Origin of the sequence: Gemmobacter sp. (genome assembly GCF_016792925.1) — a bacterium.
In the GTDB taxonomy this organism is placed as follows: Bacteria; Pseudomonadota; Alphaproteobacteria; order Rhodobacterales; family Rhodobacteraceae; genus Gemmobacter.
The window spans coordinates 1-18,397 of record NZ_JAEULU010000316.1 but is presented as its reverse complement, the minus strand read 5'-3'; the positions used below and the strand labels follow the sequence as shown (position 1 = coordinate 18,397).

Sequence of the window (18,397 nt, the reverse complement as noted above, 5' to 3'; positions counted from 1 at the left end):
GTTGTAGGCCGGTTCGCCCGCAAGGCCGGTGTAGGTCTTGGTGGTCTCCGTCTCCCACAGCTTTTTCTCGGCGGCCTTCACGGCCCGCATAACCGGGGTCAGGCCGGTCGCGTCCTTGTAGACGCCCACCCCGAGGTCGATCTTGTCGGTTCTCGGATCATCCTTGAACATCTGGATGAGTTGCAGAATCTTGTCCTGCGGTTGCGCCTTCAATGCCTCGAACATCGCCTTACCCTTTCGCGACCTTCAGATCTTCATACATGCCCCATTCGGCCCAGGAGCCGTCATAGAGCGCCCAATTCCGGTGGCCCAGCCGCTCCAGCGCCAGCGCCAGAACGGCGGCCGTCACGCCCGAGCCGCAGGTGGTGATGGCGGGCTTCGCCAGATCGACGCCCGCGCCTTCAAACACCGCGCGCAGGGCGGCCACGTCCTTCAGGGTGCCATCCGGGTTCAGCACCTCGGCAAAAGGCACATTGCGCGCGCCGGGAATATGGCCCGCGCGCAGGCCGGGGCGCGGCTCATCCACCTCGCCGCGAAAGCGCGGGGCGGGGCGGGCGTCGATGATCTCGGCCAGACCCAGCTTGGAGGCATGGGCCACCTGCGTCACATCCTTCACAAGGCCCGCCTGACGGCTGACCGTCATGTGGCGGTCGCGCACGATGGGGGGCATGTCTTCCAGATCGCGCCCCTCGGCCTTCCATTTCGGCAGGCCGCCATCCAGCACGGCGATGTCGGTCTTGCCCATCAGGCGGAACAGCCACCAGACGCGGGCCGCCGAGAACAGGCCCTGCCCGTCATAGACCACCACCTGATGCCCGTCGCCCACGCCCATGGCGCGCATGCGGGCGATGAATTTCTCCACCGGCGGTGCCATATGCGGCAGATCCGAGCGCAGGTCGCTGATTTCGTCAATGTCGAAGAAGCGGGCGCCGGGGATGTGCCCAGCCGCATATTCCGCCTTCGCATCGCGGTTCATGGCGGGCAAATACCAGCTGGCATCCAGCACGCGCAGATCAGGGTCGCGCAGATGGGCGGCCAGCCAGTCGGTCGAGACCAGCGTTTTCGGATCGTCCTTGAGGGGGGAAGTCATCGGCGGCTCCTCCTGTGATCGGCCCCGCTTTATCACAAGGGGGCAGGCAGGCAAGCCACAAGGCGCTGTCGCACGCTAACACTGTTGCACGGCTGAAGCGTGGCGCGATTTTTCGACGAAAAATCGGGGGCGCGCTAGTCGCGCGCGCCGTGTTTCAGCAGGCGTTGCTTCTGGCGGCCCCAGTCGCGTTCGGCGCTGGTGGCGCGTTTGTCGGCCAGCTTCTTGCCCTTGGCGACGCCCAGCTTGATCTTCACGATGCCGCGTTCGTTGAAATACCATTTCATCGGCACGATGGTCATGCCCTCGCGCGCGGTGGCATTCCACAGCCGCGACAGCTCGCGCCGCGAGACCAGCAGCTTGCGCCGCCGCCGCTCCTCATGGCCCCAGGTCTTCGCCTCGCGATAGGGCGCGACATAGCTGTTGATCAGCCACAGCTCGCCCCCCTCCACGCTGGCATAGCTTTCGCCCAGATTGGAGCCACCCTGCCGCAGCGATTTCACCTCGGAGCCGAGCAGCATCACCCCGGCCTCCAGATCGCTCTCGATGGCGTAATCAAACCGCGCGCGGCGGTTTTCGGCAATCAGCTTGGAATTGGGATCAGATTTCGGTGCCATGGTCCTGATCAGATAGGGCTTGCCCCGGCAAAAGTCCAGATCACGCGGATCAGGCCAGCCGCCGGGCCAGAAAGGCGCGGGCGGCAGCGCCGGAGAGCTGCGCGAAATCGCGGCTGAGCCACAGCGTATCGGGGCGGGTGACACAAGGCGCATGCAGGGTCAGCCCGCTTTGCGCCCAGATCACTTCCTCCTCGTCGAAATGCAGGGTGACCAGAGGCAAGGCGGCGGGCGCCGCGTGCAGGCTCATGCCGCGCAGCCCGGCCAAAGCCTCGGCGGGCACCAGCACCTCCATCGCATCGGGCAGCGCCGGATCGCGCAACGTATCAATCAGCACCAGCTGCGCCGCCCCCAGCCAAAGCGCCGCGCAATTGTCCAGCGCGCCGCCGGGCACGTGCAGCCAGGCGCCCCCTGCCCCGTCGCGGCACCGCACCGCCTGCACCGGGCGCAGGCCGCCGCCATGCACATGCAGCAGATCGCCGGGCGCCAGATCGGCGGCACGGCACCAGCCGCTTGCGGTTTCCACCAGCGTTGCACCGCCCAGCCCGGCCATGCCCAGAAACGACTGCTGCTCTACGCGCATCACGCCCACCCTTTACCGCACCCTGGCGCCGGTCCGGCCCGGCTCAGCGCGTCGCGCGACCGGCCCGCATCAGGGTGTACACACCGGCGGCCACAACAATGGCCGAGCCGATCAGCGTGGCCGAATCCGGCCGCTCGCCAAATACGAGCATGGCAAGAATAAGCGCAAACACAAGGCGAGTGTAGCGGAAGGGCGTCACCACGCTCACCTCGCCGCTGCGCATGGCGACCGTCAACGCCCAATAGGCAAAGACGCCGACACAGACCGCCAGCCCCAGCTGCGCCGCCATCGCCGCATCCGGGCGCAGCGCGCCGCCCTGCCAGGCCAGCAAGGCAGCCCCCGTCGGCACCATGGCGAGAAAGCCGTAAATGCCCAGCTGGAAGTTCGACAAGACCTTGGGCGCGGCCCGCGTCGCCAGATCACGGCCCGCAAAGCCCAAAAGCCCCCCCACCGCCAGCAGCGAGGCGAGCGAGAACCCCTCCAGCCCCGGCCGCAGGATCACCAGAACCCCAAGAAGGCCCACCAGAATCGCCGTCCAGCGCCGCCAGCCCACGCGCTCGCCAAAGATCAGCGCCGCCCCCGCAACCACCACCAAAGGCGTGGCCTGCAAGATCGCGCTGGCACTGGACAGCGGCGTCAGCGCAATCGCCAGCGTGAAGAACAGGCGCCCCATCACCTCGAACCCGGCTTTCACCAGCATGCGCGGCTGCACCACAGCCGGGTGCCAGATCGCCTCGCCCCGCGCGCGGGTCAGCGCGGCAAACAGCAGACAGCCGCCGCCACCGAACAGGATCAGCACCTGCCCCACCGGCATGCCCGCCATCGCCACACGTTTGAGCAGCATATCCTCGATGGCAAAGCCCAGCATGGCCATCACCATGAACAGACTGCCGCGCAGATTGTCGGTCATCGCCGCCCCTCCCGAAACGCAAAAGGGCGCTGATCACCGCGCCCCTTCAACCTGATCCAAATATCCTGGGGGAGCCCGGAACGGGCGGGGGCAAAGCCCCCTCTTCTGCCCTCGGATCAGCCGCTTACAGAAGGCCGGCAAATTCCATCGCCGCCTTGATGCGCGCCTTGGTGCCATCGGTCAGCCCGACCAGCGGCAGGCGCACCTCCTCGCTGCACAGGCCCAAGAGCGAGAGGCCATATTTCGCTCCCGCCAGACCGGGCTCCAGGAAGATCGCCTCATGCAGCGGCATCAGCCGGTCCTGATACTCCAGCGCCAAGGCGTAATCGCCGCGCAGGGTGGCCTCCTGGAACTCCGCGCAGAGACGCGGCGCCACATTGGCCGTGACCGAGATGCAGCCCACGCCGCCATGAGCGTTGAAGCCCAACGCCGTGGCATCCTCGCCCGACAGCTGGATGAAATCGGCACCGCAGCTGGCGCGCTGCTGGCTCACCCGCTCGATCTTGCCGGTGGCATCCTTGACGCCCACGATGCGCGGCAGCCGGGCAAGCTGGCCCATCGTCTCGGGCGACATATCCACCACCGAGCGGCCGGGGATGTTGTAGATCACGATCGGCAGGTCGCTCGCGTCATGCAGCGCGGTGTAATGCGCGATCATGCCCGCCTGCGTCGGCTTGTTGTAATAGGGCGTCACCACCAGAGCAGCATCGGCCCCGGCCTTCTGGGCGAATTGCACCAGCCCCACGCCTTCGGCGGTGGCGTTGGAGCCTGCCCCGGCGATCACCGGCACCCGGCCTGCCACGGTTTCCACCACGATCTCGATGACCTGACGGTGTTCCTCATGGCTCAGCGTCGGGCTTTCGCCCGTGGTGCCGACCGGCACGATGGCATGGCTGCCCTCGGCGATCTGCCAGTCCACAAGTTTCTTGAGCGTGTTCACATCCAGCTCGCCGTTCTTGAACGGCGTGACCAAGGCGGGCATAGAGCCTTTGAACATGACACGCATCTCCGAGTGTGGGGCCAAGCGCTGGCCCGGTTGAACGCCCTCCCTCTAGCCGCCCGCGCGGCCCTTGCCAAGCGCCCGCTGGCGGGGTTCCGCGCTTTGCCGCGGATGTGAGTTGCCGCCATGCCGCAGATGCGGCAGATTCCGCGCATGAAGATGCTCGCCCCCCTGCTGATCGGCCTGTCGCTGAGCCTGCCAGCCCCCGTTCTCGCCCAGACCGATGCCGCCAGCGCCTTGCGGCTGGCGCTGAACGAGGCCGGGCGCAAGAACTGGGATCGCGCGGCGGCGCTGGCCATGGGTTCATCGAGCGTGGGCGCCGACCTGATCCAGTGGCAGCGGCTGCGCGCGGGCGAAGGCACGCTGACCGAATATGAGGATTTTCTGGCGCGCCGCCCGGATTGGCCGGGCCTCGCCCTGCTGCGTGAAAAGGGCGAGATCGCAGTGGCGCGCTCGACCACGCCTGCGCGGGTGCTGGCCTTCTTTGGCGACCGGCTGCCGCGCACGGCGGGGGGGGCGCTGGCGGTCATTCAGGCGCTTGCCGCCTCTGGCCGGGCAGCCGAGGCCGAGGCCGAGGCGCGCCGCGCCTTCACCGATCTGCCGCTGAGCGATGCCGAGCAGGCCGCCTTGCTGGCGCAATTCCCCGGCCTCGCCGCGCTGGCCGATACGCGGCTGGAGGCGATGTTGTGGGAGGGCGAGACCGCCGAAGCCCGCCGCGTGCTGCCGCTGGCCTCGCCCGGCATGGCGGCGCTGGCGCGGGCGCGGCTGGCGCTGATCGCGCGGGCCGAGGGGGTGAACGAGCTGGTGAAGGCGGTGCCGCCCACCCTGGCCGATCACCCGCTGCTGGCCCATGCCCGGATGGACTGGCGCATTTACCGCGACCTCTGGCCCGAAGCTGCCGATCTGATGCTGGCGCAAGCCGATCTTGGCCGGCCCGAGGCCTGGGCCAAGCGCCGGGCGCAACTGGCCCGCCACCTGCTGCGCGATGCCGAGCCGCGCCAGGCTTACCGCATCGCCGCCAGCCATCAGCTGCGCGAGGGCGCCAATTATGCCGATCTGGAGTTTCTGGCGGGGTTCATTGCCCTGCGCAGCCTGAATGATCCGGCCACTGCGCTGACCCATTTCCGCCATCTGGAGGCGGCGGTGGCCACGCCCATTTCCGTGTCGCGCGCGCTGTATTGGCAGGGCCAGGCGCTGGAGGCGATGGGCGACCCCGCCGCCCGCGACCACTACACCCGCGCCGCCCGCCACCAGACCGCCTATTACGGCCAACTAGCCGCTGAAAAGCTGGGCCTCACGCTGGATACCGCCCTGATCACGCCGCAAAGCCGCGCCAGATGGCAAGACCGGCCCTTCGCGCGGTCTTCGGTGCTGGAGGCCGGGCTTTTGCTGCTGAAAGCGGGCGAGCCTGCGCAGGCCAAGCGGTTTTTCCTGCATCTGGGAGAAAGCCAGAGCGACAGCGATCTGGCGGCGCTGGCCGATCTGGCCCTGACGCTGAACCAGCCGCATATCGCGGTCTTGCTGGCGAAACAGGCGGCCGAGCGCGGGGTGATCCTGCCCGACGCCTATTACCCGATGCCCGATCTGATCCCCTCCGAAGGCTTGGCCGTGTCACGGGCCTTCGCGCTGGCGATCTCGCGCCGCGAAAGCGAGTTCGACATCGCGGCGCAAAGCACGGCGGGCGCGCGCGGGCTGATGCAGCTGATGCCGGAAACGGCCGAGCGCATGGCGCGCGGGCTGGGGCTGGATTTCACGCTGGCCCGGCTGACCACCGATCCGCAGTTCAACGCCACGCTGGGCAGCGCCTATCTTGCCAAGCTGGTCGAGGAATTCGGGCCTTCGGTGGCGCTGGTCGCCTCGGGCTATAATGCCGGGCCGGGGCGCCCGCGCCGCTGGATCACCGAATTCGGCGATCCGCGCAGCGCAGCGGTGGATATTGTCGATTGGGTCGAGATGATCCCGATTTCGGAAACCCGCACCTATGTGATGCGGGTGTCGGAATCGCTGGTGATCTATCGCGCCAAGTTGCGCGGCGTGGCTGGGCCGATCCGGCTGACCGCAGAGTTGAAGGGCTGAGGGCAGAGCCTGCGGCGCGGATATTTGGGCCAAGATGAAAGCCGGGCGCGCCTCAGGCTTTCAGCGTCAGGCCTTGAGCATCAGGCTGGGGCTGCGCGCCAGTTTGAGCCAGGCCACCATGCCGGTGAAAAATCCGACAGCGGCCAGCAGGGCGGCGGTGACCATCTGCCCGGTCTCGGCCACCCCGGCAGACAGCGCCAGATAGCCGAAGGCCCAAAAGCCAGACCAACTCACCACACAGATCAGGGCAACAATCTTGTTCATGCGGTCCTCCCAAACCTCACGCGCGGGGCTCAGCATGCGACGGAACGCCGCGCCATGCCAGCAGATTCGTCGCCCCGGCGCGCGAAGCCTCAGGCCCAGATCACATCGCCCAGAAAGATATATCCCGCGCCATAGATCGTCTTGATCAGCGTCGGGTTCTTCGGGTCTTCGCCCAGCTTGGTGCGCAGCCGCGAGATGCGCACATCCATCGCGCGATCAAAACTTTCGCCCGCCGCGCCGCCAAGGCTTTCCTGCATCTGCGCGCGCGAGATCAGCCGTTTGGGGCTTTCGAGGAACAGCCGCAGCACCTCGCCCTCGGCATGAGAGAAGGTGACCTCGCTGCCATCTTCGGCCACCAGCAGATAGCGGTCGAACTGCGCCGTCCAGCCGTTGAAACGCGCGGTCTGGCTGCCGCGCTCTGGCTCGGTGCGGGCCTTGCGCAAGCGCACGCGCACCCGCGCCACCACCTCGGCGGGGTCGAAGGGTTTGATGATGTAATCATCGGCGCCCAGCTCCAGCCCCGTCACCCGGTCCTGCACCTGCGCCCGGCCCGAGATGATGATGATGGCCGCGCCGGATTCCAGCGCCAGCCGATGCACCACCGCCAGCCCGTCGCGGTCGGGCAGGCCCAGATCGACCAGGCAGACATCGGGGGTCATGCGTTTCAGCGCGGCTTCAAACTCGGTCGCGCGGCCATGGGTGGTGACCTTGAAGCCCGCCTCCTCCAGCGCATCGGCCAGCATGCGGCGGATCTCCGGCTCGTCATCCAGAATGGCGACATGGGCGGTCATGCGGCGACCTCCCGGCCCAAGGCCATGGCAATCGCTTGGGACAACGCGTCAACGTCGAAGGGCTTGCCCAAGACCGGCACCGGGGCGCCCGCCCGGCGCGGATCGGCGGGGGGCAGCGCGCTCATCAGCAGCATCCGCGCGGGATGGCCCTGCGCCATCAGCCCGCGCAGCAGATCGGCGCCATTGCCCGCGCCCAGCTGAATATCCGACAGCACCAGCCCGATGCCCGGCAATTCGGCCAGCATCAGCGCCTCGGGCACCGTGGCCGCCTCCATCACCGCATGGCCAAGGCCGCGCAGCATCTCGCGCACGGTTTCGCGGATGTCGGGGTCGTCCTCGACCAGCAGCACCAGCATCGGCGGCGCGGCCTCGGCCACCGGGCGGAAGGGCAAGCGCAGCGAGACGACGGCGCCACCCTCGGGCTTGTTCATCAGCCGGATCGAGCCGCCCGACAGGGTGATATGGTCAAACACCATCGACAGGCCAAGGCCCGAGCCCTCGCCGCCCTTGGTGGTGAAGAACGGGTCCAGTGCGTGATCCAGCGCCGGGCCGGAAAAGCCCGGCCCCTCATCCTCCACCCGGATTTCGATCCAGGTGTCGCGCAGATTGCGGGCGCAGATGCGGATCAGCCCGCCCCGGCCCGCCATCGCATCGCGCGCGTTCAGGATCAGGTTCAGCAGCGCATCCTGCAAGCCGCCCGCATCCAGCGACAGGCGCGGCAGCGGGCCGCCCAGATGCACCTCCAGCCGGGTCTGGGCGGGCAAGGTGGGCGAGGCCAGCAGCCGCAGATCCTCCAGCAGCGCGGGCAGATCGGTCGGCCCCAGCTTGAGCGCCGGCCGGCCCGAAATGGTGGCGATCCGGTCCAGCAACACGCCGCCGCGCCGCGCCGCCGCCAAGGTGCCCGAGACCAGCGCCCGCGCCTCATCGGGAAGCGCCATGCGTTCCAGCCGCGATTGCAGCCCCAGAATGATGGTCAGCAGATTGGCGAAATCATGCGCCACGCCAGAGGTAAGCTGCGCCGCCAGCTCGCGCTTGCGGGTCTGCGCAAGGGCCGCCCGGGCCTGCGCCTCGGCGGTCACATCCATCGACAGGATATAGACGCCGTTCACCGCCGCTCCGTCCTCCTGATCCGGGGTGAAGGCCGCGCGGATGCGGCGCCCGCTGTCATCATCGGTGAATTCAAACACCGAAGGCTCGCCCTCCAGCGCCTTGTGCAGCCAGGGCAGGATGCGGGCAAAGTTCACCGGGCCCAGCGCCTCGCGCCCGGTCAGCCCGATGATGTCTGCCGCGCGCCCCGGCATCACGCTGCCCAGACGGCGGTTGGAATAGGTATAGCGCAGGTCGCGCCCGACATGGGCGATATGGGCAGGCATCATCTCGGTCGTCAGGCGGATGCGCGCCTCCATCTCGGTCAGCTGGCGCTTGGTTTCCTCCAGCGTGGCATTGCTGGCGGCCAGCTGGCGGTTGGCATGGGCCAGACGCTCGGCTTTGGCCAGCACCTCACCCGAAAGCTCCACCGAGCGGTCGCGCAGCATCCGCTCCTGCAGTTTCACCTCGGTGATGTCGGTATAGACGGTGATCCAGCCGCCCTGCGGCAGCGGCGCGCCCTCGACCGAAATCCAGAAGCCGCCGGGGCGCTCGCGTTCCATGTAATGCGGCTTGAAGGCGCGGGCGGCCTGCACGCGGGCCTGCACGGCGGCCTCCGGGTCATCCACCGCACCATATTCGCCGCGCTGCACCAGATGGCGGATCGTCGCCTCGAAACTGGCGCCCTTGGTGGCCAGATGTTCGGGCAGCGCGAACATTTCCACAAAGCGCCGGTTCCAGACCGACAGTTTCAGCTCGCTGTCATAGATCGACAGCGCCTGCTGGATCAGGTTCAACCCGGCCAGCATCAGGCCTGTCTGTTCCTCGTCGCTGGCCATGAGATGCCCCCCTACCGCATGGCTAACACCGGCAGCAGCGGCGCGGAAAGAGGGAAAAGCCCGCCGTTACAATTCGAAAGGATTGCGAAAAAGTCGCGCAACCATTGGCGGCAAATCTGGCCCCTGTCAGGCGTGGCGGGCAGGATTCGCCGCGCGGCCCTTGAGGAGGGGCAGCCCCGAAGCCGCACAGGCGGGACGGGGGACATGAGGGAGGATGATATGGCGGCTACGGACGAGTTGACCTCGATTCCCGCCCTGCTGGCACGCAACGCCCGGCTTTACGCCGGACGGCCAGCCTGGCGCGAAAAGGAATTCGGCATCTGGCAAAGCTGGACCTGGGACGAAGGCGCGGCCGAGATCCGCGGCATCGCGCTTGGCTTTCTGGCGCTTGGCCTCAACCCCGGCGATCATGTCGCCATCATCGGGCGCAACCGCCCGGCGCTTTACTGGTCGATGATCGCCGCGCAGATGTGCGGCGCGGTGCCGGTGCCGCTTTATCAGGACGCCGTGGCCGAGGAGATGGCCTATGTGCTGGAAAACTGCGGCGCGCGCTTTGTGATCTGCGGTGATCAGGAGCAGGTGGACAAGGTGATCGAGGTGCAGGACCGCCTGCATCTGGTGGAGCAGATCGTCTATGTCGACAAGCGCGGCATGCGCAAATACGACCACAGCCGGATGAACGCGCTGGCCGATGTGGAGGCCGAGGGCAAGGCCGGCCATTTCCGCTTCGAGGCCGAACTGGAGGCCCGCATCGCCGCGCTGACTTACGACAGCACTTGCGTGATGCTTTACACCTCGGGCACCACCGGCAAGCCCAAGGGCGTGGTGCTCTCCAATCGCAATATCATCGAAACCGCGCGCAACACCTCGGGGTTCGACAAGCTGCGCCCCGGCGATGATGTGCTGGCCTATCTGCCGATGGCCTGGGTGGGGGATTTCATCTTTTCGGTGGGGCAGGCGATGTGGACGGGCTTTTGCGTCAATTGCCCCGAAAGCGCCGCCACCATGATGACCGACCTTCGGGAAGTCGGACCGACCTATTTCTTCGCGCCGCCCCGGGTGTTCGAGGGGCAGCTGACGCAAGTCATGATCCGCATGGAGGATGCCGGGCGGCTGAAAAAGGCGATGTTCGACCGCTGCATGAAAATCGCGCGCCGGGTGGGGCCCGCGATCCTTGATGGCAAGCCGGTGGGTCTGGGCGACCGTCTGGCCTATTGGATCGGCGACAAGCTGGTTTACGGGCCACTGAAAAACACCCTCGGCTTTTCGCGCATCCGCGTGGGCTATACCGCGGGCGAGGCGATCGGGCCGGAGATCTTCGATTTTTACCGCTCGCTCGGCATCAATCTGAAACAGCTTTACGGCCAGACCGAGGCCACGGTGTTCATCACCCAGCAGCCCGATGGCGAGGTGCGCTCGGATACCGTGGGCGTGCCCTCGCCCGGTGTGGAGGTGCGGATCGCGGAAAATGGCGAGGTGTTCTACCGCAGCCCCGGCACTTTCGTGGAATATTACAAGAACCCCGAAAGCACCGCCTCGACCAAGGATGCAGAGGGCTGGGTGGCCACCGGCGATGCCGGATTTTTCGAAGAAAAATCGGGGCATCTGCGGATCATCGACCGCGCCAAGGATGTGGGCAAGATGGCCGATGGCCGCCTGTTCGCGCCGAAATATGTGGAGAACAAGCTGAAGTTCTTCCCCAATATTCTGGAGGCCGTGGTTTTCGGCAATGGCCGCGACCGCTGCACCGCCTTCATCAATATCGACCTGACCGCCGTGGGCAACTGGGCCGAGCGCAACAACATCGCCTATTCCAGCTATCAGGAGCTGGCGGGCCATCCCCGCGTCTACGAGACCATCGCCCGCCATGTGGCCGAGGTGAATGCCTCGGTGGCAGAGGATGCCGTGCTGTCGGGCTGCCAGATCCACCGCTTCTGCATCCTGCACAAGGAACTGGACGCCGATGATGGCGAGATGACCCGCACCCGCAAGGTGCGCCGCAATGTCATCGAGACCAAATATGCCGATCTGATCGCGGGCCTTTATGACGGCGCCGCCTCGGTCGCGACGGAAACCGAGGTGACCTATGAGGATGGCCGCAAAGGAGCCATCCGCGCCAACGTCCGCATGATGGACGCGGCCACCGTTACCCCCAATCGCACCCCCGACCGGAGGGCCGCCGCATGAGCGCCGAGGGCTATACCACCGCCGACGGCCGCAAGATCGGCGGCGTGTTGATGGAGATGAAGAACATCACGCTGCGTTTTGGTGGCGTGAAGGCGATCACCGACATCAGCTTTGACATCCGCGAGGGCGAGATCCGCGCCATCATCGGCCCCAATGGCGCGGGCAAATCCTCCATGCTCAACGTCATCTCGGGCTTCTATGTGCCGCAAGAGGGCGAGGTCTGGTTTCGCGGCCAAAAGCGCGCGCCGATGCGCCCCTATGAGGTCGCGCGCCAGGGCATCGCCCGCACCTTCCAGAACATCGCGCTGTTCGAGGGCATGACGGTTCTGGACAACATCATGACCGGGCGGCTGACCCTGATGGAAAGCGGGCTTGCCGCGCAATCCCTGTGGTGGGGAAAGGCGCAGCGCGAGGAAGTGGCGCATCGCGAGAAGGTCGAGAAGATCATCGACTTTCTGGAAATCCAGCCCATCCGCAAAACCCCGGTGGGCCGCCTGCCCTATGGCTTGAAAAAGCGGGTCGAACTCGCCCGCGCGCTGGCGGCGGAGCCGAAACTGCTGCTGCTCGATGAGCCCATGGCCGGGATGAATGTCGAGGAAAAGGAAGACATGTGCCGCTTCATCCTGGATGTGAATGACGAATTCGGCACCACCATCGCCCTCATCGAACATGACATGGGCGTGGTGATGGACCTGAGCGACCGCGTGGTGGTGATGGATTACGGCAAGAAGATCGGCGACGGCCCGCCGGATGAGGTGCGCAGCAATCCCGATGTGATCCGGGCCTATCTGGGGGTGGAACATGCCTGACACTTTGCTTTACGCCATCGAGGTCTCGCTCAATGGTCTCATGGCCGGGATCATGTATGCCCTTGTGGCGCTTGGCTTCGTGCTGATCTTCAAGGCCAGCGGCATCTTCAACTATGCCCAAGGCGTGCTGGCGCTGTTTGCCGCGCTCACGCTGGTGGGTTTGCAGCAGGGGCAGATCCCCTTTGCCCATGTCATCAACGCCAGCTTCGGCACCGATCTGCACCATTTCGGCTGGACCCTGCCCGCCGTCGTCGCCATCGCATTGACGGCGGTGGTCATGGTGGGGCTGGCCTGGGCGATCGAGCGCATCGTGTTGCAACATCTGGTCAATCAGGCCCCGATCATCCTGTTCATGGCGACCATCGGCCTGGCCTATTTCCTGGAAGGTCTGGGCGATGTGATGTGGGGGGCCGACATCAAGAAGCTGGATGTGGGCCTGCCGCAAGGCATCAACGAGACCATCGACGCGGTGACCTTCAACGCCTTCGGCTATGGGTTCTTCATCGACAATCTCGACATCATCGCAGCCTTCGTGGCGGGTGTGCTGGTGCTGGCGCTGACCCTGTTCAGCCAATACACCAAATATGGCCGCGCCCTGCGGGCGGTGGCCGATGACCATCAGGCCGCGCTCTCGGTGGGGATCAGCCTGCGCTTTATCTGGGTGCTGGTCTGGTCGATTGCCGGGTTTGTAGCGCTGGTCGCGGGCATCATGTGGGGCTCCAAATCCGGGGTGCAATTCTCGCTGTCCTTGATCGCGCTGAAGGCGCTGCCGGTCCTCATGCTGGGCGGCTTTACTTCGATCCCCGGTGCCATTGTCGGCGGGCTCATCATCGGCATGGGCGAGAAACTGTTCGAGTTCTTCGCAGGCCCGCTGATCGGCGGCGCGACCGAGAACTGGTTCGCCTATGTGCTGGCGCTTCTCTTCCTCGTCTTCCGGCCGCAGGGCCTGTTTGGCGAGAAGATCATCGAAAGGGTGTGATCGATGCTGTATCGTGAAGCCGGTGATTTCAAGACCACCTATGCCAAGGACAGCCAGACCTTCCCGATCAAGGCGGATCGGATGGCCTATTTCGCCCTGCTGGCGGTGGCCTTTGGCGTCGTGCCCTTCCTGATCAACGATTACTGGGCCAATGCGGTTTTCGTGCCCTTCCTGATCTATGCCATTGCCGCCATCGGGCTGAACATCCTGACCGGCTATTGCGGGCAGGTCAGCCTTGGCACCGGCGGCTTCATGGCGGTGGGGGCCTATGCCTGCTACAAGCTGATGACCGCCTTCCCCGAGGTGCCGGTGCTGCTGCATGTGCTGCTGGCGGGCGGGGTGACGGCGGGTGTGGGGGTGCTGTTCGGCCTGCCCTCGCTCAGGATCAAGGGCTTCTACCTTGCGGTGGCGACGCTGGCGGCGCAGTTCTTCCTTGTCTGGCTGTTCAACAAGGTGCCGTGGTTCTACAACTATTCGGCCTCGGGTCAGATCACCGCGCCCGAGCGCAGCATGTTCGGCATCGCCGTCACCGGCGCCAATACCCCGGCCTGGGCCAAGTATCTGTTCTGCCTCGTCATCCTTGTGGCGCTGGCCTGGCTGGCCCGCAACCTGACCCGCGGCATGGTGGGGCGCAAATGGATGGCGATCCGCGACATGGACATCGCCGCCGAGATCATCGGGGTGAACCCGCTGACCACCAAGCTGTCGGCCTTCGCCATCTCCAGCTTTTTCATCGGGGTTTCGGGCGCGCTGTTCTTCGCGGTCTATCTGGGCGCGGCAGAGGTGGGCGAGGCCTTTGGCATCCAGAAAAGCTTCCTGATCCTGTTCATGATCATCATCGGGGGCCTCGGGTCGATGTTCGGCTCCTTTGCCGGGGCGGCGTTTCTGGTGCTGCTGCCGGTGTTCCTCAAGAATGTGCTGGTGGGGGGGCTGGGCTGGCCCACCGATCTGGCCGCCCATATCGAGCTGATGATCGTCGGCGGCCTGATCATCACCTTCCTGATCCTTGAACCGCATGGCCTCGCGCAGCTGTGGCGCGTGGCGAAAGAGAAACTGCGCCTTTGGCCCTTCCCGCATTGAGCGGCGGGCCGATCTGAAACCCCGGCGCGGGGAGGCGCCGGGATCATCTCGAACGGGAGGAAACCCAAGATGAAAAAGACCTTCACCCTGCTGGCGGCGGCGGCGATTGCCGCAAGCGCGGGCTTTGCCACTCCTGCGGCCGCCGATCTGGTGGTGCCGAACCTCAGCTATCGCACCGGCCCCTTTGCCGCCGGCGGCATTCCCTATGCGGATGGGTTCATGGATTACTTCACCCTGCTGAACGAGCGCGATGGCGGCATCGGCGGCGAAAAGGTGCAGGTGCCGGAATGCGAAACCGCCTATAACACCGAAAAAGGCGTGGAATGCTATGAGGCCACCAAGGGCCAGGGCGCGCTGGTTTACAACCCGCTCTCCACCGGCATCACCTATCAGCTGATCCCCAAGGTCGCCGCCGATGGCATCACGCTTTACACCCCCGGCTATGGCCGCACCTCTGCCGCCAATGGCAAGGTGTTTGAATGGGTGTTCAACTATCCCGCGAACTATTGGGATGGCGCCAGCGTCGCGGTGAAACACCTGCTGGACCAGAATGGCGGCAGCCTGGAAGGCAAGAAGATCGCGCTGCTCTATCACAACTCCGCCTATGGCAAGGAGCCGATCCGCACCCTGCAAGAGCTGTCGAAAAAGCATGGCTTCACGCTGGCCGAACTGCCGATCGACAGCCCCGGCCAGGAGCAGAAAAGCCAATGGCTGCAAGTGCGCCGCGACAAGCCGGATTACGTGCTGTTCTGGGGCTGGGGCGTGATGAACTCGGTCGCCATTCAGGAGGCCGCGAATATCCGCTTCCCGATGGAGAATTTCATCGGCATCTGGTGGTCGGGCTCGGAGAATGACGTGACCCCGGCGGGCGAGGGCGCCAATGGCTATAAATCGCTGGCGATGCACGGCACCGGGATGGATTACCCGGTCTATGCCGATCTGAAGAAATATGTGATCGACGCGGGCAAGGCGGCGGGCGCGGGCGATCAGGTCGGCTCGGTGCTGTATTCGCGCGGCATGTATGCGGCCATGGTCATCGCCGAGGCGATCCGCAAGGCGCAAGAGATCCACGGCACGGCCGCGGTGAACGCCAAACAGGTGCGCGACGGCTTCGAGCAGCTGGAGATCACCGAGGCGCGCATGGTCGAGCTGGGCCTGCCGAACTTTGGCCAGCCCTTCGCGGCCTCTTGCGCCGATCACGGCGGCCCCGGTGCTGCGATGATCCAGCAATGGGATGCGGCGGCGAAGAAATGGAACCTGATCACCGGCTTCATCGCGCCGGATGACGAGGTGCTGAACCCGCTGGTGGCCGAGGACAGCGCCGCCTTCGCCAAGGAAAACACCATCACCGAGCGCTGCAACTGATGCGCCGCGGGGGCGGCACACCGCCCGCCCCCGCACCCCATGCTGCGAGGCCAGAGCCATGCTTGACGCGACCCGAACCGCCCCTTCCAAAGCCCCGAATGCAGGCGAGACCCTGCTGGAGGTCAACAATATCGAGGTGATCTACAATCACGTCATCCTCGTGCTGAAAGGTGTCAGCCTTTCGGTGCCGAAGGGCGGCATCACCGCGCTTCTGGGCGGGAATGGCGCGGGCAAGACCACCACGCTCAAGGCCATTTCCAACCTGCTGCATTCCGAACGCGGCGAGGTGACCAAGGGCCAGATCACCTATCGCGGCAGCCGGGTGCAAGACCTCAACCCGGCCGAGCTGGTGAAGATGGGTGTCATTCAGGTTATGGAGGGCCGCCATTGCTTTGAACATCTGACGGTCGAGGAAAACCTGCTGACCGGCGCCTATACCCGCACCGATGGCAAGGCGGCCATCAACGCCGATCTTGAGATGGTCTACAAATACTTCCCCCGCCTGAAGGAACGCCGCAAAAGCCAGGCGGGCTATACCTCGGGCGGTGAGCAGCAGATGGTCGCCATGGGCCGCGCGCTGATGTCGCGCCCCGAGATGATCCTGCTGGACGAGCCCTCGATGGGTCTGGCGCCGCAGCTGGTGGAGCAGATCTTCGAGATCGTGAAAGCGGTGAATGCGGGCGAAGGCGTCACCTTCCTGCTGGCCGAACAGAACACCAATGTCGCGCTGCGCTATGCCCATACCGGCTATATTCTGGAATCGGGCCGGGTGGTGATGGAGGGCAGCGCGCAAGAGCTGCGCGAGAACCCGGATGTGGCCGAATTCTACCTCGGCATGTCCGACAAGGGCCGGAAATCCTTCCGTGATGTGCGCAGCTATCGCCGCCGCAAGCGGTGGCTGGCGTGAGGGGAGAGACGGCCATGCCCCATTTCGACGCGCTCGAAACCCGCTCTGCCGATCAACGCGAAGCCGATCTGGCGCGCGACCTGCCCGCGCTGATCGCCCATGCCCAAAGCGCCCCCGCCATGGCGGCAAGCCTGGCCGGGGTGGAGGCCGCGCAGATTACCAGCCTCGCCGCGCTGGCGCGCCTGCCGGTGATCCGCAAGGCTGACCTCTCGGGTGCGCAAAAGCGGCACCCGCCGCTCGGGGGCTTCCTGCCCACGGGCGGGCGGTTTGAACATGTGTTCCAGTCGCCCGGCCCGATCTACGAGATTGGCCGCACCAGCCATGACTGGTGGCGCATGGGTCGCTTTCTGCATGCCTGTGGTGTCGGGCCCGGCGATATTGTGCAGAACTGTTTTGGCTATCACCTGACGCCTGCCGGGATGATCTTTGAATCCGGTGCGCGGGCGGTGGGGGCTGCCGTGCTGCCTGCGGGCACGGGCCAGACCGATCTGCAAGTGCGCGCGGCGGTGGATGTGGGCAGCACCGCCTATGCGGGCACGCCGGATTACCTCAAGATCATCCTCGACCGCGCCGACGAGATGGGCGAGCGGCTGAAGATCACCCGCGCCGCCGTGGGTGGCGGGGCGCTGTTCCCCAGCTTGCGCCGCGAATATGCGGATCGCGGCATCTTCACCCTGCAATGCTATGCCACGGCCGATCTGGGCAATATCGCCTATGAAAGCGCGGCGATGGAGGGGATGATCCTGGATGAGGGCGTGATCGTGGAGATCGTGCGCCCCGGCACCGGCGATCCGGTGCCGATGGGCGAGGTGGGCGAGGTGGTGGTGACCACGCTGAACCGCGATTACCCGCTGGTGCGCTTTGCCACCGGCGATCTTTCGGCGCTGATGCCGGGGCAATCGCCCTGCGGTCGCACCAATCTGCGCATCAAGGGCTGGCTGGGCCGCGCCGACCAGACCACCAAGATCAAGGGCATGTTCGTGCGCCCCGAACAGGTGGCCGAATTCGTCGCCCGGCACGAGGAGGTGGCGCGCGCCCGCGTCATCGCCACCCGCGAGGGCGAGATGGATGCCATGACCGTGCAGGTGGAAAGCCGCGCCTCCAACCCCGCGCTTTACGAAGGCTCGGTGCTGGAAACGCTGAAACTGCGCGGGCGGGTCGAGATCGTCGCGCCCGGCAGCCTGCCCAATGACGGCAAGGTGATCGAAGACCGCCGCAGCTACGGCTGACCCTGCTTCCAAGGCCCCATCCCCCCGGCCTGTGACCTGGCCGCGCCCCTCGGGGCGCGGCCTTTTTCCAAAGCAAAAGGCGGCCCCGAGAGGGACCGCCCTTGATCTTTTCTGACAATGGCTCAGGCGGTTTTCAGCGCCGCCACCAGCGCATCCAGATCGCCCTTTTGCTTTTTCAACATCGCGCCGATTTCCTCGCGCTCGGAGGCGAGCATGTTCACGCCCTCGATGATGATGTTGAAGAACAAATCGCGCCCCGATTTGTTCGACACATGCCAGCGCAGATCGAAGGGCGACTCGCCTTGCAGCCGGGCAATCGAGATCACCTCGAAATAGCTTTTCAGCGGCTTGGCATCGGTCACTTCGATCTTGCCGCCGATGAATTCGCGGAAACGGCGGCCATATTTGCGGCTGATATAGCCCTGATAGGCGGCGGTGAAGGCCTTCATCTGCGCCGCCGAGGCGCTGCGCGCCGAAGGGCCCAGCGCCGAGCGCGCAATGGCGCCGACATCGGCGTATTTCGCAAAGATGCGCTCAAAGTCGCCCTACATCGCGGTCTCGGATTTGCCCGAGTTGATGACCTGGTTCACC

Annotated in this window: 16 protein-coding genes and 2 pseudogenes; 8 read left to right on the top strand and 10 right to left on the bottom strand. The window is 65.7% G+C overall.

The features are described from left to right. The 6 genes and pseudogenes from JNN06_RS15640 to dapA form a co-directional block, all read right to left on the bottom strand. Window positions 1–225 (bottom strand): annotated as a pseudogene (locus tag JNN06_RS15640) (aromatic amino acid aminotransferase); the annotation flags it as partial. A gap of 4 nt (window positions 226–229) precedes the next feature. Beyond that, window positions 230–1,090 carry a 3-mercaptopyruvate sulfurtransferase gene (gene sseA, locus JNN06_RS15635; RefSeq protein ID WP_291240522.1) on the bottom strand — a complete coding sequence of 287 codons (861 nt, stop codon included), beginning with the start codon at window positions 1,088–1,090 and terminating at the stop codon, window positions 230–232. 134 nt (window positions 1,091–1,224) lie between these two features. Continuing rightward, window positions 1,225–1,704, bottom strand: a complete 480-nt coding sequence (smpB, locus tag JNN06_RS15630) for an SsrA-binding protein SmpB (protein ID WP_291240521.1) — start codon at window positions 1,702–1,704, stop codon at window positions 1,225–1,227. 49 nt (window positions 1,705–1,753) lie between these two features. Then, window positions 1,754–2,284: a Hint domain-containing protein gene (locus JNN06_RS15625; protein ID WP_291240520.1), complete on the bottom strand. Its 531-nt coding sequence runs from the start codon at window positions 2,282–2,284 to the stop codon at window positions 1,754–1,756. Between the two features lie 43 nt (window positions 2,285–2,327). Next, the gene (locus JNN06_RS15620) at window positions 2,328–3,194 is read right to left on the bottom strand and encodes a DMT family transporter (RefSeq protein WP_291240519.1); all 867 of its coding nucleotides are present in this window, start codon (window positions 3,192–3,194) and stop codon (window positions 2,328–2,330) included. Window positions 3,195–3,318: 124 nt separating this feature from the next. Beyond that, on the bottom strand, window positions 3,319–4,191 hold the full coding sequence (dapA, locus tag JNN06_RS15615) for a 4-hydroxy-tetrahydrodipicolinate synthase (protein WP_291240518.1): 873 nt from the start codon (window positions 4,189–4,191) through the stop codon (window positions 3,319–3,321). 138 nt (window positions 4,192–4,329) lie between these two features. Here dapA and JNN06_RS15610 point away from each other — a divergent pair, with 138 nt between their 5' ends. Continuing rightward, window positions 4,330–6,270, top strand: coding sequence for a lytic transglycosylase domain-containing protein (locus JNN06_RS15610; RefSeq protein WP_291240517.1), 1,941 nt, complete (start codon window positions 4,330–4,332; stop codon window positions 6,268–6,270). 66 nt (window positions 6,271–6,336) lie between these two features. Here JNN06_RS15610 and JNN06_RS15605 read toward each other — a convergent pair whose 3' ends face one another. From JNN06_RS15605 to JNN06_RS15595, 3 genes are all read right to left on the bottom strand, one after another. After that, entirely contained in the window at window positions 6,337–6,534 is a 198-nt protein-coding gene (locus tag JNN06_RS15605) for a hypothetical protein (protein ID WP_291240516.1), read from the bottom strand. A gap of 89 nt (window positions 6,535–6,623) precedes the next feature. Next, window positions 6,624–7,325: a response regulator transcription factor gene (locus JNN06_RS15600; protein ID WP_291240515.1), complete on the bottom strand. Its 702-nt coding sequence runs from the start codon at window positions 7,323–7,325 to the stop codon at window positions 6,624–6,626. Continuing rightward, window positions 7,322–9,250: a PAS-domain containing protein gene (locus JNN06_RS15595; protein WP_291240514.1), complete on the bottom strand. Its 1,929-nt coding sequence runs from the start codon at window positions 9,248–9,250 to the stop codon at window positions 7,322–7,324. The genes JNN06_RS15600 and JNN06_RS15595 overlap by 4 nt, the downstream gene beginning before the upstream one ends. Before the next feature lie 219 nt (window positions 9,251–9,469). Here JNN06_RS15595 and JNN06_RS15590 point away from each other — a divergent pair, with 219 nt between their 5' ends. The 7 genes from JNN06_RS15590 to JNN06_RS15560 all read left to right on the top strand — a co-directional run bounded on the left by JNN06_RS15590 (window position 9,470) and on the right by JNN06_RS15560 (window position 17,806). After that, window positions 9,470–11,437, top strand: a complete 1,968-nt coding sequence (locus JNN06_RS15590) for a long-chain fatty acid--CoA ligase (protein ID WP_291240513.1) — start codon at window positions 9,470–9,472, stop codon at window positions 11,435–11,437. Continuing rightward, the gene (locus tag JNN06_RS15585) at window positions 11,434–12,246 is read left to right on the top strand and encodes an ABC transporter ATP-binding protein (protein WP_291240512.1); all 813 of its coding nucleotides are present in this window, start codon (window positions 11,434–11,436) and stop codon (window positions 12,244–12,246) included. Before JNN06_RS15590 ends, JNN06_RS15585 begins: the two co-directional genes overlap by 4 nt. After that, window positions 12,239–13,225 (top strand): branched-chain amino acid ABC transporter permease, encoded by a 987-nt coding sequence (locus JNN06_RS15580; RefSeq protein ID WP_291240511.1) that lies wholly within the window; start codon window positions 12,239–12,241, stop codon window positions 13,223–13,225. Before JNN06_RS15585 ends, JNN06_RS15580 begins: the two co-directional genes overlap by 8 nt. Window positions 13,226–13,228: 3 nt before the next feature. Further along, the gene (locus tag JNN06_RS15575) at window positions 13,229–14,305 is read left to right on the top strand and encodes a branched-chain amino acid ABC transporter permease (protein WP_291240510.1); all 1,077 of its coding nucleotides are present in this window, start codon (window positions 13,229–13,231) and stop codon (window positions 14,303–14,305) included. Window positions 14,306–14,374: 69 nt separating this feature from the next. After that, a complete protein-coding gene (locus tag JNN06_RS15570; RefSeq protein WP_291240509.1) occupies window positions 14,375–15,670 on the top strand; it encodes an ABC transporter substrate-binding protein in 1,296 nt (431 codons plus the stop codon). Window positions 15,671–15,728: 58 nt separating this feature from the next. After that, entirely contained in the window at window positions 15,729–16,577 is an 849-nt protein-coding gene (locus JNN06_RS15565) for an ABC transporter ATP-binding protein (protein WP_291240508.1), read from the top strand. 14 nt (window positions 16,578–16,591) lie between these two features. Then, window positions 16,592–17,806: a phenylacetate--CoA ligase family protein gene (locus JNN06_RS15560; RefSeq protein ID WP_291240507.1), complete on the top strand. Its 1,215-nt coding sequence runs from the start codon at window positions 16,592–16,594 to the stop codon at window positions 17,804–17,806. Between the two features lie 122 nt (window positions 17,807–17,928). On the opposite strand, the pseudogene JNN06_RS15555 reads toward JNN06_RS15560, so the two are convergent. Further along, window positions 17,929–18,397, bottom strand: a pseudogene (locus tag JNN06_RS15555) (ABC transporter substrate-binding protein); the annotation flags it as partial.